Origin of the sequence: Rhizobium vallis, from assembly GCF_003985155.1 — a bacterium.
GTDB classification, from domain to species: Bacteria; Pseudomonadota; Alphaproteobacteria; order Rhizobiales; family Rhizobiaceae; genus Rhizobium; species Rhizobium vallis.
This window is the reverse complement of sequence record NZ_ML133697.1, coordinates 21,401-35,928: the sequence shown is the minus strand read 5'-3', so window position 1 is coordinate 35,928 and position 14,528 is coordinate 21,401. Positions and strand designations below refer to the sequence as shown.

16 protein-coding genes and 1 pseudogene are annotated in these 14,528 nt (G+C 61.0%); 5 read left to right on the top strand and 12 right to left on the bottom strand.

Annotated features, from left to right (window positions below):
* Positions 1-35 precede the first annotated feature (35 nt).
* Positions 36-1,682 (bottom strand): ATP-binding protein, encoded by a 1,647-nt coding sequence (locus EFQ99_RS27235; RefSeq protein ID WP_126924316.1) that lies wholly within the window; start codon positions 1,680-1,682, stop codon positions 36-38.
* Between the two features lie 168 nt (positions 1,683-1,850).
* Between EFQ99_RS27235 and EFQ99_RS27230 the strand changes: the two genes are divergently transcribed.
* Positions 1,851-2,195: a response regulator gene (locus EFQ99_RS27230; RefSeq protein WP_126924315.1), complete on the top strand. Its 345-nt coding sequence runs from the start codon at positions 1,851-1,853 to the stop codon at positions 2,193-2,195.
* Between the two features lie 15 nt (positions 2,196-2,210).
* Here EFQ99_RS27230 and EFQ99_RS27225 read toward each other — a convergent pair whose 3' ends face one another.
* The 6 genes and pseudogenes from EFQ99_RS27225 to EFQ99_RS27200 form a co-directional block, all read right to left on the bottom strand.
* Entirely contained in the window at positions 2,211-2,753 is a 543-nt protein-coding gene (locus EFQ99_RS27225; RefSeq protein WP_126924314.1) for a MerR family transcriptional regulator, read from the bottom strand.
* A 149-nt stretch (positions 2,754-2,902) separates the two neighbouring features.
* Positions 2,903-3,241 (bottom strand): integration host factor subunit alpha, encoded by a 339-nt coding sequence (locus tag EFQ99_RS27220; protein WP_125846910.1) that lies wholly within the window; start codon positions 3,239-3,241, stop codon positions 2,903-2,905.
* A 106-nt stretch (positions 3,242-3,347) separates the two neighbouring features.
* Positions 3,348-4,319, bottom strand: coding sequence for a beta-ketoacyl-ACP synthase III (locus EFQ99_RS27215; RefSeq protein ID WP_126924313.1), 972 nt, complete (start codon positions 4,317-4,319; stop codon positions 3,348-3,350).
* 19 nt (positions 4,320-4,338) lie between these two features.
* Positions 4,339-5,385, bottom strand: coding sequence for a phosphate acyltransferase PlsX (gene plsX, locus EFQ99_RS27210; RefSeq protein WP_125846908.1), 1,047 nt, complete (start codon positions 5,383-5,385; stop codon positions 4,339-4,341).
* 97 nt (positions 5,386-5,482) lie between these two features.
* Positions 5,483-6,037: a YceD family protein gene (locus EFQ99_RS27205; RefSeq protein ID WP_126924312.1), complete on the bottom strand. Its 555-nt coding sequence runs from the start codon at positions 6,035-6,037 to the stop codon at positions 5,483-5,485.
* An 11-nt stretch (positions 6,038-6,048) separates the two neighbouring features.
* Positions 6,049-6,638 (bottom strand): annotated as a pseudogene (locus EFQ99_RS27200) (ubiquinol-cytochrome C chaperone family protein).
* A gap of 187 nt (positions 6,639-6,825) precedes the next feature.
* Here EFQ99_RS27200 and EFQ99_RS27195 point away from each other — a divergent pair.
* A complete protein-coding gene (locus EFQ99_RS27195; protein ID WP_126924310.1) occupies positions 6,826-7,359 on the top strand; it encodes an outer membrane protein assembly factor BamE in 534 nt (177 codons plus the stop codon).
* A gap of 100 nt (positions 7,360-7,459) precedes the next feature.
* On the opposite strand, the gene EFQ99_RS27190 is transcribed toward EFQ99_RS27195, so the two are convergent.
* From EFQ99_RS27190 to ribH, 3 genes are all read right to left on the bottom strand, one after another.
* Positions 7,460-9,598: a sodium-translocating pyrophosphatase gene (locus EFQ99_RS27190; RefSeq protein ID WP_126924309.1), complete on the bottom strand. Its 2,139-nt coding sequence runs from the start codon at positions 9,596-9,598 to the stop codon at positions 7,460-7,462.
* A gap of 199 nt (positions 9,599-9,797) precedes the next feature.
* Positions 9,798-10,280: a transcription antitermination factor NusB gene (nusB, locus tag EFQ99_RS27185; protein ID WP_126924308.1), complete on the bottom strand. Its 483-nt coding sequence runs from the start codon at positions 10,278-10,280 to the stop codon at positions 9,798-9,800.
* Positions 10,281-10,283: 3 nt separating this feature from the next.
* Positions 10,284-10,739, bottom strand: coding sequence for a 6,7-dimethyl-8-ribityllumazine synthase (gene ribH, locus EFQ99_RS27180; protein WP_126924307.1), 456 nt, complete (start codon positions 10,737-10,739; stop codon positions 10,284-10,286).
* Positions 10,740-11,084: 345 nt separating this feature from the next.
* On the opposite strand from ribH, the gene EFQ99_RS27175 reads away from it, so the two are divergent.
* From EFQ99_RS27175 to EFQ99_RS27165, 3 genes are all read left to right on the top strand, one after another.
* Entirely contained in the window at positions 11,085-11,444 is a 360-nt protein-coding gene (locus tag EFQ99_RS27175) for a hypothetical protein (RefSeq protein WP_126924306.1), read from the top strand.
* A 132-nt stretch (positions 11,445-11,576) separates the two neighbouring features.
* Positions 11,577-12,080 carry a cupin domain-containing protein gene (locus tag EFQ99_RS27170; RefSeq protein ID WP_126924305.1) on the top strand — a complete coding sequence of 168 codons (504 nt, stop codon included), beginning with the start codon at positions 11,577-11,579 and terminating at the stop codon, positions 12,078-12,080.
* Between the two features lie 26 nt (positions 12,081-12,106).
* Entirely contained in the window at positions 12,107-12,622 is a 516-nt protein-coding gene (locus EFQ99_RS27165) for a GNAT family N-acetyltransferase (protein WP_126924304.1), read from the top strand.
* Here the strand turns inward: EFQ99_RS27165 and EFQ99_RS27160 are convergent.
* Both EFQ99_RS27160 and ribD read right to left on the bottom strand, forming a co-directional pair.
* On the bottom strand, positions 12,603-13,223 hold the full coding sequence (locus EFQ99_RS27160) for a riboflavin synthase (RefSeq protein WP_126924303.1): 621 nt from the start codon (positions 13,221-13,223) through the stop codon (positions 12,603-12,605). The two genes, EFQ99_RS27165 and EFQ99_RS27160, sit on opposite strands and share 20 nt — an antisense overlap.
* Complete coding sequence (gene ribD, locus EFQ99_RS27155; protein ID WP_126924302.1) at positions 13,223-14,527, bottom strand: bifunctional diaminohydroxyphosphoribosylaminopyrimidine deaminase/5-amino-6-(5-phosphoribosylamino)uracil reductase RibD; 1,305 nt, start codon at positions 14,525-14,527, stop codon at positions 13,223-13,225. Before ribD ends, EFQ99_RS27160 begins: the two co-directional genes overlap by 1 nt.
* Position 14,528: the final 1 nt, after the last annotated feature.

Here is a 14,528-nt window from a genome sequence, read left to right as displayed (position 1 = left end):
ATCGGGATCCGTGGACGTGCGGCCGTGTTGCGACTTCACGTCCGCTCTTCACCCCTTCTCGCGGGAACATTCAGAAGTTCGCGGACCTTGTAGGCGAGCTGCTCCAGGCTGAAGGGCTTGGCGAGCAGGGAAACGCCGTGATCCAGCACACCGTTGTGAACTATAGCGTTGCGGGTATAGCCCGTCGTGTAGAGGATCCGGATCGCCGGCCACTTTTCCTGGACGATATCGGCAAGCTGACGCCCGCTCATCTGCGGCATGACGATATCGGTAAAGATCAGGTCGATTGCCGCATTCTCCTCCAGAAGGACAAGCGCCTCCATTCCGCTTGCCGCCTGCAATACGGTATAGCCGAGTTCGTGCAGGCTTTCGGCCGTCATGGTACGGACGTGTTCGTCGTCCTCCACCACCAGGATCGTATCGTTGACGCTGCCCTGAGGAATGGGCGGTGCGCCGGCAGCACTTAACCGGCCGTCCGTCGCGCCGACATGACGGGGAAGATAGATCTTGACCGTCGTACCCCTGTCGATTTCCGAGTAGATCTTGATATGGCCGCCGCTCTGCTTGATGTAGCCGTAGACTTGGCTGAGGCCGAGACCGGTGCCCTTTCCGGGTCCCTTGGTCGTATAGAACGGGTCGAAGGCGCGGTCGATCACGTCGGGCGACATGCCGATGCCGGTATCGGTGATGCTGATCATAACATATTGACCGGCCTCGACTTCGGAATGCGTGCGCGCATATCGCTCGTCGAGTTCGGTATTGGCGGTCTCGATGGTCAGATGACCGCCGCCGGGCATGGCGTCGCGGGCGTTGACGGCAAGGTTCAGAATGGCGTTCTCGAGTTGGCTGAGATCGGCAAAGCTCGGCCAGAGGCCGCCGGCAAGAACGGTCTCGATCCGGATCTGCTCGCCGAGCGTGCGCCGCAGCAGCTCCGACATGCCGCCGACCAGCTTGTTGGCATCGATGATCTCCGGGGCGAGCGGCTGCTGGCGCGAGAAGGCGAGAAGACGTGCGGTCAACACGGCCGCCCTCTGCGCACCGTCCCTGGCATTCTGGATCGAATTCAGCAGGCGGGGATCCTCGTTTCCATTCATGCGCCGCTGGGCCAGATCGAGGCTGCCGATGATGATCGCCAGCATATTGTTGAAATCATGGGCGACACCGCCGGTCAGTTGGCCGATCGTCTCCATCTTCTGCAGCTGCCGGACCTGCGCCTGGGCGGCGGAATTCTCCTCCATCTCATGCTTGAGCTCGGCGGTACGCTCGGCCACCGTCTGTTCCAGCCGCGTATTGAAGCTGTTGAGCTCGCTGCGAAGGCGGCTCTGCCGGTCATGGGCGACGATGATCATCTCCATCAGGCCGACGATGATCGCGGCATTGACGAGATAGGTCGACAGGCCGACCCATTGCCCGGCGCTGATCGGCCAGAAGACATTGTGCGGCTCGACGAAAAACTGCTGGACGATGAAAACCGCGATTACAGCCGCGACAAGGCCCGGCCCCGCGCCGCCAATGAAACTCGCAAACAATATCGCCGGAATGAAGCTCAGGAAGGGAAAACCGGAAAGATAATCGCTGGCGACGATCCTCAGTAGAAACGTCAATCCAACCGCGGCAAGCGCCAGCGGATATGTGTAACCGGGCCTGTGACGCAACCAGTCCGTGGCACTCAGCAAATCCATCCCAGGCCTCTTTCCCTCCGCTTCTGAAACCGCATACCAGCTTTTGCACATCGAATTTCACCCGGCAATATGCTCTTTCTCACACTGCGGGGCAGCACGCCTTGACGAGCGCCGGGAGCGGTCCACATAACCTTCATGCCCGGCAAGGGAAAAGGGTGAACGGGAACCATGAAAGACATCTTCATCGTCGAGGACGATACACTGATTGCCATGTTGCTCGAGGATATGCTCGGCGACCTCGGCTATCGGGTCTGCGCAAGCGCGCCCGATCTGGAACGGGCGCTGGCAACCGCCAAGGACTCGGAGTTCGACGCCGCTATCCTCGACGTCTCTCTTGCCGGCCACAGTTCGCTGCCGGTCGCCAAGCTTCTCGATGAACGCGGCAAGCCCTATCTCTATGCAACAGGATATGGCAGCGCCCCAGAAGGCAGCATAAGCACACTGCCCGTGCTGCGGAAACCCTTTCAGCTCAGCGAACTCGAACAGGCGATGAAGCGGCTTACCGAAGCCTGACATCTGCCTACAAGCTCAACGGACCTGGTCGAGCAGGCGCTTGCATTCCAGAAGATCGTAGAGCGCCTCCTGCAGCAACGCCCTGTCTTCCTTGCCGACGCTCGACTTGCCGATCGAGACCTCTGGCTGATCGTCGTCTCCGGCGACGAAATTGAAGAACCGGCGGGTGATCGGCGGCTTAGCGCGACCGACGATCTGGTCTTCGTCGGCCATGCCGATCCGCGGTTCGCCGACGCCCGGCTCCTGTACGCCCGACGCAAGCGCCTCGACGCTGGCGAGATCGCCGTGGCCGACCGATATGACGAACTTGTTGCCGTTGGTCTTCAGGAGCTTCTGCACGCCCTTGATCGTGTAGCCGTGATCATAGAGCAAATGCCGGATGCCCTTGAGGAGATCCACGTCCTCCGGCCGATAATAGCGACGGCCGCCGCCACGCTTCATCGGCTTTATCTGGGGAAAGCGCGTCTCCCAAAAGCGCAGCACATGCTGCGGCAGATCAAGATCGTCTGCGACTTCGCTGATGGTGCGAAAGGCATCGGGGCTCTTGTCCAACGTCATACTGCTACGCAACCTCGCGGCTCGATCCAACGGCGACTCATCATATTTCAACGGTTTGGCGCCGAGAATTCAAGTCATGTCTCGACGTTGCGCACAACGATCGACAGTGCGGGAGGAAAAAATAGCTGTTCCGAAACGGAAAACCGGGATCAGGAAGCCGGATTCTGTGGCTTCAGCTTGATCTTGCGAGAGACATGCGCCTTGAGGATGCGCGTCTTCAACACGTTCGACGCCTTGAAGGTCATGACCCGGCGGGGAGAAATCGGAACCTCCTCGCCGGTTTTCGGGTTGCGACCGATCCGCTCGTTCTTGTCGCGCACCTGGAAGGTCGCGAAGGAAGAAAGCTTGACGGTTTCGCCACGCACGATGGCGTTGCAGATTTCATCAATGACGGTTTCGACCAGCTCGGCGGATTCTGTCCGGGAAAGCCCGACCTTTCGGAAAACGGATTCCGCCAGGTCTGCTCGCGTCACTGTTTTTCCGGTCATGGTTTCCCCGCCCATTACAAAATATTTTGTGAAAGCGAACGAAGAGTATTTGTCTTGCGCCTTACGGTCAAGCTCTTGTTCGCCGCCAGTTTTTTAGGATTCGTGCTTACCAGCGAAGCAGAACGGCGCCCCAGGTGAAACCGCCGCCCATCGCTTCGAGCATCACCAGGTCGCCCTTCTTGATGCGGCCGTCGCCGGCAGCGGCCGCAAGTGCAAGCGGGATCGAGGCGGCCGACGTATTGCCATGCAGATCGACCGTGATGACGACCTTCGCCGCATCGATGTTCAGCTTTTTCGCCGAACCGTCGATGATGCGTCGATTGGCCTGGTGCGGCACCAGCCAGTCGAGGTCTTCGGCGGTGGTGCCGGTCGAGTCGAAAGCAGCCTGAATGACATCGGTGATCATGCCGACGGCATATTTGAAGACCTCGCGGCCTTCCATGCGCAGCTTGCCGACGGTGCCCGTCGAAGACGGGCCGCCATCGACATAAAGTTTATCCTTGTGCGAGCCGTCGGAACGCAGGTGCGCGGTCAGCACGCCGCGATCTGCTGATGTGCCCTCGCCTTCGGCCGCTTCGAGCACGATCGCGCCGGCGCCGTCGCCAAAAAGGACGCAGGTGGTGCGGTCGTTCCAGTCGAGGATGCGCGAAAAGGTTTCGGCGCCAATGACGAGAACGCGCTTGGCAAGGCCGCCGCGGATATAGGCATCCGCTGTGGTAACCGCATAGACGAAACCGGTACAGACGGCCTGGACGTCGAAGGCGAAGCCGTGGCTCATGCCGAGGCGGTTCTGGATATTGACCGAGGTCGCCGGAAACGTGTTGTCGGGCGTCGAGGTGGCGCAGATGACGAGATCGATATCGGCGGGCGTCAGGCCGCCATTGGCAAGGGCTGCGCGCGCCGCCGCCTCGCCGAGCGACGCCGTCGTCTCGTCATCGCCGGCGACATAACGCTGCCGGATGCCGGTGCGCTGGACGATCCAATCGTCCGACGTGTCGACGATGGCCTCCATGTCACGATTGGTCATCACGCGCTTCGGAAGTGCGGCTCCGAATCCGCGAACCACTGAACGGATCATATTGCTTGAACCCTGTCGCTCATGCAGCTTCCGGACCCATGGGGGGCAGCCGCTTGGCATGATATTTCTTAAGATCGTTTTCTATTTTCTGATTGAGGCCGTTCTTGGCCATGTCATAGCCGACTTCGATGGCGGCAGCGATGCCTTCGGCATTGGCCCCGCCATGGCTCTTGATGACGATGCCGTTCAGGCCGAGGAAGACGCCGCCATTGACCTTGCTCGGATCGAGCTTCTCGCGAAGCATGTCGAAGGCACTCTTGGCGAAGAGGTAGCCAATGCGGGCGAGCAGAGTGCGCGACATGGCGGCACGCAGGTATTCGGCGATCTGCTTGGCAGTGCCTTCGGCGGTCTTGAGCGCGATGTTGCCGGAGAATCCTTCGGTGACGACGACGTCGACCGTGCCCTTGCCAAGGTCGTTGCCCTCGACGAAGCCGGAATATTCGAGCGAATCGATATTCGCCTCGCGCAGCAGCCGGCCGGCCTCCTTGACCTCTTCCTGGCCCTTCACCTCTTCGACGCCGACGTTCAGAAGACCGATCGTCGGACGTTCAATCTCGAAAAGCGCGCGCGCCATGGCGCCGCCCATCAGCGCGAAATCCATCAATTGCTGCGCATCGGCACCGATCGTCGCGCCGACGTCGAGCACGATGCTTTCACCCTTCAGCGTCGGCCAGATCGCGGCGATGGCGGGACGCTCGATATTTGCCATGGTGCGCAGACAGAACTTCGCCATCGCCATCAGCGCGCCGGTATTGCCGGCCGACACCGCGACATCGGCGTCACCTGTCTTTACCGCCTCGATCGAACGCCACATGGTGGAGATGTAGCGGCCGCGGCGAAGCGCCTGGCTCGGCTTCTCATCCATACTGACGGCGAGCTCGCAATCGTGGAAAACCGATTTTTCCCTCAGCTTCGGAAACCTGGCGAGAACCGGGTCACATTGCTCTTTGATGCCGTAGAAAACGAAGGAAATATCCGGATGCCGATCCAGCGCCTTGGCGGCTCCGGGGATGACAACCTGGGGACCAAAGTCGCCACCCATGAGGTCGATAGATATTCTGATCACGCGTCCCTGATCCTTCTTTTCGCCGAGGGCGAAATTTCGGCCAAAATACCGGTTTTGGCGTCGCTTACAACTGAATTGTATCAAACTCCAGCGAAGCTTAGTCCTTTTTCCAGTCCTTGAGAGCAGCGAAAGCGGAGGGCTTTTTATCGTTCTCGCCGGTATCTTCGATATGGCCGGAGAATTCGATGCCCTCCTTGCGCGGATAGGGGTCGATCGCAAGAGCGGCGAATTCGGCAACCACTTCCCCAGCGTCGATCGTATCGCCCACGAAGGTCTCGGGCAGATCGGGGCCATCGGGATCGAGCAGCATCTCGCCGGCGTCGTTGCCCGGCTGGCGGGCAAGCTTGGAACCCTCCGGCACGAAAATCTGCTCGAAACTCTCGTCGATCGCAGCTTCGACCGGCTCCAGCGTCACGACGCAGGACTGGACGATCTTCGCCTGAACGCGACCCTTGACGCGAACGCCGTCGCGCTTCCAGCGGGCGATCTGCAGATCAGCGCGCAGACCGTCGACGGAGACGACGCTCCAGGCCTCGGCAAGCGCCTTCAACTCGCTGTCGTCGGCCTCAATATGGACTTCGACGGGATTGGCCGAGATATGGCCGACCTTGACTTGATAGGAGAAGGGAACATCGTCCCGATCGTGCTTCATTGCTTGCTCCTTCAGGCAACAGGCGGGAGCGTTGCCGAGCCGGTGGAGATCACCTCTTCCGGAACGGCAGACAGATGGGATTCCGCAGCCATCATCCATTCGGCAAGGCCGGACATATCGGCCGGCGTCGAGGTTTCGGGGTAGATATTGCGCTCGAGGGCAAGAGCAAGCGCTTCCGCATCGCCCGCATCCATCGCCTTCGAATAGGCTTCGAGCCGGCCATAAAACATGCCGGCGAGCTTCTTCATGCGCTTCGGCACGCTGTTATCGCCGATGCCGAGCTCGCGGATCGAATAGTCGATATCCTGGAAAAAGGCGTCGACGATCTCCTGGGCGATCTCCTGGCCGCTCACGGCGGAAGCGCGCGTACGGCGAAAAAACAGAATCATGGCAATCGACAGCATCTCGAAACGACCCATGACCGTGTCCGGCACATTGAGCCGCTCATAGATCTCCGGCATGCGCGCGGCCGCCGTCAGCGCCGCATATTGCCTGTCGACGATTGCTTGATTGTTGTTTTTCTTGCGGAACAGCCCGAAGATCATGTTTTTTCCGGAAATGCCTCATTCTTCACGCCGGCTGGCGTCCGGCCTTGTTGCATGATTTCGAAAGCTGGTTTACCGAAGCAGGCGCGAATTGCAATGCTGATCGTGACCAGTTTCGGGACGGCGCCCTCAAGACGCCAGTGAAGCGAATTCGAGACATTCGACTCGGAATGGCCACAATGGTTTTGCAGGAGGTAAGCGGACAAGGCCCCAAATGGCTGCTATCGACACTCAAGGGAGTAGATGTCGTTGAAGAAACGGTATTTCAAGTCTGACATGAAATTCTTCAGCAGCGCGGCCATTGCCTTCATAATCGCCTCCACATCAGCTCTTTCGGGCTGCCAGACCAGCACGGTGCTGAACGGCGGCTACATCGTCGATCAGCAATCGCTGAACCTGGTTCCGGAAGGCTCCAGCCGCGAGCAAGTGCTGCTTTCACTCGGCACGCCATCGACGACGGCGACTTTCGACGGCGAAGTCTTTTATTATATCTCGCAGCGGCGCACGCGCGCCGTCGCCTTCCAGAAGCTGAAGGTCGTCGACCAGAGCGTTCTGGGCGTCTATTTCGACAAGAACGGCGTCGTCACCCGCCGCGCCAACTACACGCTGCAGGACGGCAAGGTGTTCGACACGATCTCGCGCGTCACGCCGACCGGCGGCAAAGAACTCACCTTCCTGCAGCAAATGCTCTCCGGCGGCAGCGCTGCGAGCGCTGCCCGCAGCCTGTTCGGCGGCGGCGCCGGCGGCACGCCGCAGAATCCGAGCAGTCTGCGCTGATCGGACATGCCTTCACCGAAAAACCCGCCGGATCGCTCCGGCGGGTTTTTCAATGGTCACGGCACCGCGGCGAACCGCAGCGCCCCGGCAGCACGACGGATCAGCCTGCCAGAATGGCGAGCAGCAGAAGTGCCACGATGTTGGTGATCTTGATCGCCGGATTGACGGCAGGGCCGGCGGTGTCCTTGTAGGGATCGCCGACGGTATCGCCGGTGACGGAGGCCTTGTGCGCGTCCGAGCCCTTCATGTGGCGTACACCGTCCTTATCGACGAAACCGTCCTCGAAGCTCTTCTTGGCATTGTCCCAGGCGCCCCCACCCGATGTCATCGAAATGGCGACGAAGAGGCCGTTGATGATCACGCCGAGCAGCGATGCCCCGAGAGCGGCAAAGGCCGAAGCCTTGGAGCCGGAGATGAGAAGCACGCCGAAATAGACCACGACAGGCGCCAGCACGGGCAGCAACGACGGCACGATCATTTCTCGGATCGCCGCCTTCGTCAGAAGGTCGACGGCCCTGCCGTAGTCCGGCTTTTCCGTGCCCTGCATGATGCCCGGCTTCGCCTTGAACTGTCGGCGGACTTCCTCGACGATCGCGCCCGCCGCTCGGCCGACGGCGGTCATTGCAATGCCGCCGAAGAGGTAGGGAATGAGACCTCCGAAGATCAATCCTGCCACCACGTAGGGGTTGGAAAGATCGAAGGAAATTTCGCCGATGCCGGCAAAATAGGGGAACTTGTCGCCATTCGCCGCAAAATATTTGAGGTCGTAGGAGTAGGCGGCAAAGAGAACCAGTGCCCCAAGACCAGCGGAACCGATGGCGTAGCCCTTGGTGACAGCCTTGGTCGTATTGCCGACTGCGTCGAGCGCATCGGTGGATTTCCGGACCTCCGGCGGCAGATGCGACATTTCGGCGATACCGCCTGCATTGTCCGTCACCGGTCCAAAAGCGTCGAGCGCAACGATCATCCCGGCTATGCCCAACATCGCCGTCACCGCAATGCCGGTGCCAAACAGGCCGCCGAGCTGATAGGTGGCGAGAATGCCGCCAACGATGACGATCGCCGGCAGAGCCGTCGATTCCAGCGACACGGCGAGGCCCTGGATGACATTGGTGCCGTGACCGGTGACCGAGGCCTGAGCGATCGAGACGACCGGGCGTTTACCCGTGCCGGTATAATATTCGGTGATCACCACGATCAACGCGGTAACGACGAGGCCGATGACGCCGCAGAAAAAGAGGTGTGCGCCTGAAATATCGACACCCCCGGCCGTGCCAAGCGAGCCCCAGCCGATGGTGAGCGACGTTGCAGCACCAAGGCCGACGATCGAAAGCAGGCCGGTGACGATGAGGCCCTTGTAAAGAGCGCCCATGATCGAGCCGTTCGAGCCGAGCTTGACGAAGAAGGTGCCGATGATCGAGGTGATGATGCAGGCCCCGCAGATCGCCAGCGGATAGATCATCGCAGACTGGAGGATCGGCGCGCCGGCAAAGAAGATGGCGGCAAGAACCATGGTGGCGACGACGGAGACCGCATAGGTCTCGAAAAGGTCGGCTGCCATGCCGGCGCAGTCGCCGACATTGTCGCCGACGTTATCGGCAATCGTTGCCGGGTTACGCGGATCGTCTTCGGGAATGCCCGCTTCCACCTTGCCGACGAGGTCACCGCCGACGTCGGCGCCCTTGGTGAATATGCCGCCGCCGAGACGAGCGAAGATCGAGATCAGCGAAGCGCCGAAGCCGAGCGCCACCAGCGCATCGATGACTTCGCGCGAGCCGGTCTCATGTCCGAGCCCGACGGTCAATACGGTGTAGTAGATCGACACGCCGAGCAGGGCGAGGCCTGCCACCAGCATGCCGGTGATGGCCCCTGATTTGAAGGCGATGTCGAGGCCGGCCGAAAGGCTGGCGGAAGCAGCCTGAGCGGTGCGAACGTTGGCGCGGACGGAGACGTGCATGCCAATGAAACCGGCAGCGCCTGATAGCACGGCGCCAATCAGGAAACCGATGGCGGCCGTGGCGGAAAGAAGCAGCCAGGCTGCGATGAAAACAACGACGCCGACAATGGCAATGGTCTTATACTGGCGCGTCAGATAGGCCTGAGCGCCTTCGCGGATATAACCCGCGATCTCCTGCATGCGGCTATTGCCCTGATCGGCGGCAAGCACCGACCGGGTCGCCCAGGCGGCATAAACCACCGAGAGCAGACCGCATGCGATTACGCATAAAAGGATGGTCATTTCGCTCTTTCCTCCCGTAGGCCGGAGCTCACTCCTTCTCCGGCAAAAACGCCGCCGAATCGCCTTTCCTCTCCGCAGAAATGCCACAGCTAAGCGGTGCGGAGATTGCGTGGTCGATCACGTGGCGTCAAGACCGCAACGGGTGAAAACCATTGCGGCGCTCTGAAAGAAGCGGGAAGATCGTTTGGCGGCTAAAGACTTATTTCTTCGTCTCGCCGCGGACCTGCTTTGCAATGCGGTCGAGCACGGCGTTGACGAGCTTCGGCTCGTCGTCCTCGAAAAACGCCTGGGCGATCTCGACATACTCGGTGACGATGACCGCCACCGGAACGTCCTTGCGATCGGTCAGCTCGAAGACGCCGGCGCGCAGAATGGCGCGCACGGTGCTGTCGAGGCGCGACAACGCCCAATCGTCCTGAAGTGCCGCGGCGATCAGCGGATCGAGGCGGACCTGATCGCGCACGACACCGGCAACGATCGACCGGAACCAGGCGGCATCCGCCTTCAGATAGGTCGCGCCGTCGAGTTCCTGCCCGAGGCGGTGAGCCTCATACTCGGCCACGATTTCCAGAACGCCGGTGCCGCCGATATCCATCTGATAAAGCGCCTGGACCGCAGCAAGGCGGGCAGCGCCCCGCTGGTTCGCAGTCTTGACCGGCCGTTCCGTCTTGTCGTCGTTCATTCGTTATGCACCCAGTTTCTGCTTCAGCTCGATCATCGTCAGAGCCGCGCGAGCGGCAAATCCGCCCTTGTCCTTGTCCGAGCGGCGTGCGCGCGCCCAGGCCTGTTCGTCGTTTTCCACGGTCAGGATGCCGTTGCCGATGGCAAGCGACTCGCTGACCGCGAGATCCATCAAAGCGCGCGAGGATTCGTTCGATACGATATCGAAGTGATAGGTCTCGCCGCGGATGACCATGCCGAGGGCGACATAGCCATCATAATGCGTGCCGCCATTGTCGTCTCCATCGAGCGACATGGCAATCGCCGCCGGAATTTCCAGCGCGCCGGGAACGGTGACGACCTCGTAGGTCGCGCCGGCTTCCGCAAGCGCAAAGGTCGCGCCCTCGAGCAGCGCATCAGCCATGTCGTCGTAGAAGCGGGCCTCAACGATCAAAATATGGGGAGCGGTTTCTCTCGGCATGGTTCACCTTCGGTTGACGGGCATTTTCCACTCGGCAGCCCGCGGTCAAAACACGCCTTTGTTCGAATGGCAAGCAATTTCGCCCGATGCCGCAACGCAGAAAGAGGAAATATCCGCAAAGGGATAGCCGCACGTCCCATGCAGGGGCGAACAGGCCTCTGGACCGGGCTTTGCTCGACGCTTTGAAAACGACAATTCGAAGGCAGTCTTCATGAACAATTTTTAATGTATTTTCAGTGGCTTAAGCCATTGAATCGGGAAAGGCGGAGCGCCAATTCGATATCGTGACGCAGACGATCCCCTGCAAAGACAGCCGACCGTCGTAGCAGATGAAAGGATACAATCATGAACCGCGTTGTCACAATCACCCTCGCAGCAGCCCTCTCCTCCCTCGCATTTGCCGGCGTCAGCCGGGCCGAAAGCCTTGGGATGAACAGCGCCCAGGGCATCGAGCAGACGCTCAGGACCTTCCAGGGGAATGATTTCAATGTCGAGCAGGTCTATAACTGGCGCAATCTCGATGACGAAACGACCGGCCCGCGCTCAGCGCCGCAGCGCTCCGGTGAGGCCGTTCGCGGCATCCAGGCCTCGATCGACGCCAACAAGTCGCTTGCCCACCGGCTCAACAACGAAGGTGTCGATATCCGCAATATCGTCAATGCCGAACAGGCGGCCGATGGAAGCATGACGTTCTACGTCCGCTGACACCTTCAGCCGAAGTCGCGACGCTCCAGGCATGGGCGGCGGTCTCCTCTCCGTCCATGCGTGGCATCTTCCAGAAAGGCATTGAATTTTTCTCCGCGATGATAGTTTCTCTCGCTGCAACAGGAGAACATCATGGCGACGGAAGCAAAAGCGGTGATCAATATCGCCGATCTTAAACTCGACCACTCGAAACAGGGCGAGTTCTATGAAAGCGCCGACACCTCGTTCGGCGCGCTCTTGGGGCTTGCCGGCCTCGGCATCAGCTACAACGAGGTTCCGTCGGGCAAATCGAGCTGCCCCTTCCACAATCACCATGTCGAAGACGAGCTTTTCTACGTGATCTCGGGCGCCGGCGAATATCGCTTCGGCGCGGAGCGCCATGCGATCAAGGCGGGCGACGTGCTCGGCGCACCGGCCGGCGGGCCGGAAACGGCGCACCAGATCATCAACACCGGGACGGCAACGCTCATCTATCTCGGCATTTCGACGATGGCGAAGACGGAGATCGTCGAATATCCCGATTCCGGAAAGTTTCTTGCCAAGACGAACAGGGACGGTGCCAAGCCCGGGCGCTTCCGCCATATCGGACGGCCTGAAAACCCTCTCGACTATTGGGACGGCGAGCCCGGCGCCTGAATGCGCGATTTCCACAAGGACCCGACGTGACCTACATTCCCACACTCGAAACCGAGCGGCTGACGCTTCGCCCTCACCGCCTCGACGATTTCGCGGCGCATGCAGCGCTGTGGGCCGACGAGGACGTCGTTCGTTTCATCACCGGCGTGCCGTCGACGCGCGAGCAGAGCTGGAGCCGCATGCTGCGCATTGCCGGCATGTGGCATCATATGGGCTTCGGCTTTCTCGCGATCGTGGAAAAGGAAAGCGGCCAATTCATCGGCGAAGCGGGCTTCCTGGAAGCCCGCCGCGAGATGGAACCGTCGATCGAGGGGACGATGGAACTCGGCTGGGCGCTGATGCCCTCAGTGCATGGCCGGGGTTATGCCACCGAGGCGCTGACCGCCCTGATCGGCTGGGCGGAAGTGCATTTTCCGGCAAGGCCGATGACCTGCATTATCAGCCCCGAGAACCCGGCCTCGCTGAGGGTCGCAGCCAAACTCGGCTTCCGCGAGACGGCGCGCACGCAATATAGCGGCGAGGTCATTCAGTTCTTGCGGTAGGAAATTCGGCGAGCCGCGCGGCATAACGCGCCATGGTATCGACTTCGAAATTGACGAAATCGCCGGCCTTGCGGTCGCCCCAGGTGGTGACTTCGAGCGTATGGCGGATGAGCAGGACGTCGAAGTCAGTGCCGTCGACCGCGTTGACGGTCAGCGAAGTGCCGTCGAGTGCGATCGAACCCTTGGGCGCCACGAATTTCGCCAGGTGTTCGGGCGCGCGCAGACGATAGCGCGTGGCGTCACCCTCCGATGTCACCGAGAGAATTTCCGCCTTGCCGTCGACGTGGCCGGAAACGATGTGGCCGCCAAGCTCATCGCCGATCTTCAACGAGCGTTCGAGATTGATGCGGCTGCCTTGCTGCCAGGTGCCGATCGTCGTCAACCGCAGCGCCTCTTCCCAAGCCTCGACTTCGAACCAGCGGCCGTTGCTGCCTTCCTGCGGCAGGCCGGTTACGGTGAGGCAGGTGCCGGAATGAGAGATGGAGGCGCCCATATCGATGGTCGCCGGGTCGTAATTCGTCGCAACGCGGAGCTTGATGCCCTCCTTGAGCTGCGAAACGGATTCGATCGTACCGATGTCAGTGACAATTCCGGTGAACATCAATTCTCTCTTTCATATTCGTCCAGGCGATCAGCGCCGAATATAGACGTGCCCTTATGGGCGAAACCGGATGGTATGTCGGTTGCCTGCAACGGGGATTCAATACCACCCTCGCCGATGACGACAGGCGCCTGATAAAGCTGGATGCGGTCGACGAGACCGGCCTCAAGGAAAAGCCGCGCCGTCTTTGCGCCACCTTCGACCAGAAGTGAGGATATACCCCGCGTCGCGAGGGCCGGCAGCAAGATTTCCGGATGGTAGGGATTGCAGTAGACGATCTCGACGCCGGCGGCTTCGAGTGCGGCCCGACGAGATTCCATGTCTGTGGGTGGGTTACCCCCCTCTGCCCTGCTGGGCATCTCCCCCACAAGGGGGGAGATTGGCTGGGAGCTTGCTCCCTGCCCTAAATTCGCCGAAGCGGGAACATTGCTATCAGAAGATGGGATACTGAGAGCAGGCCCGTTGCCGATCTCCCCCCCTATGGGGGAGATGTCCGGCAGGACAGAGGGGGGTAACCCCTCCGCATCCGCTGCCAAAGGCGATACTTCCTCACTCGCGACAACGATGACAGGCACCTCCCGCGCCGTCTCGACGAGCTTGCTCGTCAGCGGCAATGCCAGTGAGGGATCAAGCACGATGCGGATCGGCGATTGCATTTCCAGACCTGGCGTCCGTACCGTCAGCAGCGGGTCGTCGGCGATCGCCGTGCCGATGCCGACCAGGATGGCGTCGGTTTCGGCGCGCAGCGCCTGGACCTGGGCGCGGGCCTCCGGGCCTGTGATCGCCACCTGCCCCTCCCCCATGCGCCCGATCATGCCATCGGCGGAAACGGCAAGCTTGAGAGTCACATAGGGCCGGTTCTTCGTCTGGCGGGTGAGATAGGCGGCAAGCGAATGCCGGCCCTCCTCCTCCAGAACGCCGGCATCCACTTCTATGCCGGCTTCGCGCAGCATGGCGATGCCGCGGCCGGAGACACGCGGATCTGGGTCGGTGACGCTGATGACGACGCGGGCAACGCCATAGGCGATCAGCGCCTCGGCGCAAGGAGGCGTCTTGCCGTGATGCGAGCAGGGTTCGAGCGTCACATAGGCGGTGGCGCCGCGGGCAAGCGCGCCGGCTTCAGCGAGCGCCTGCGTCTCGGCATGCGGGCGGCCGCCGAGGGCCGTCACCGCACGGCCGACGATGACGCCGTCCCTGACGATCAGGCAACCGACGGAAGGGTTGGTGGCGGTGCGGCCGAGATGCCAACGCGACAGGCGGATCGCCGCCGCCATGAAACGTTCGTCATGCGGCGTGATGCTCATG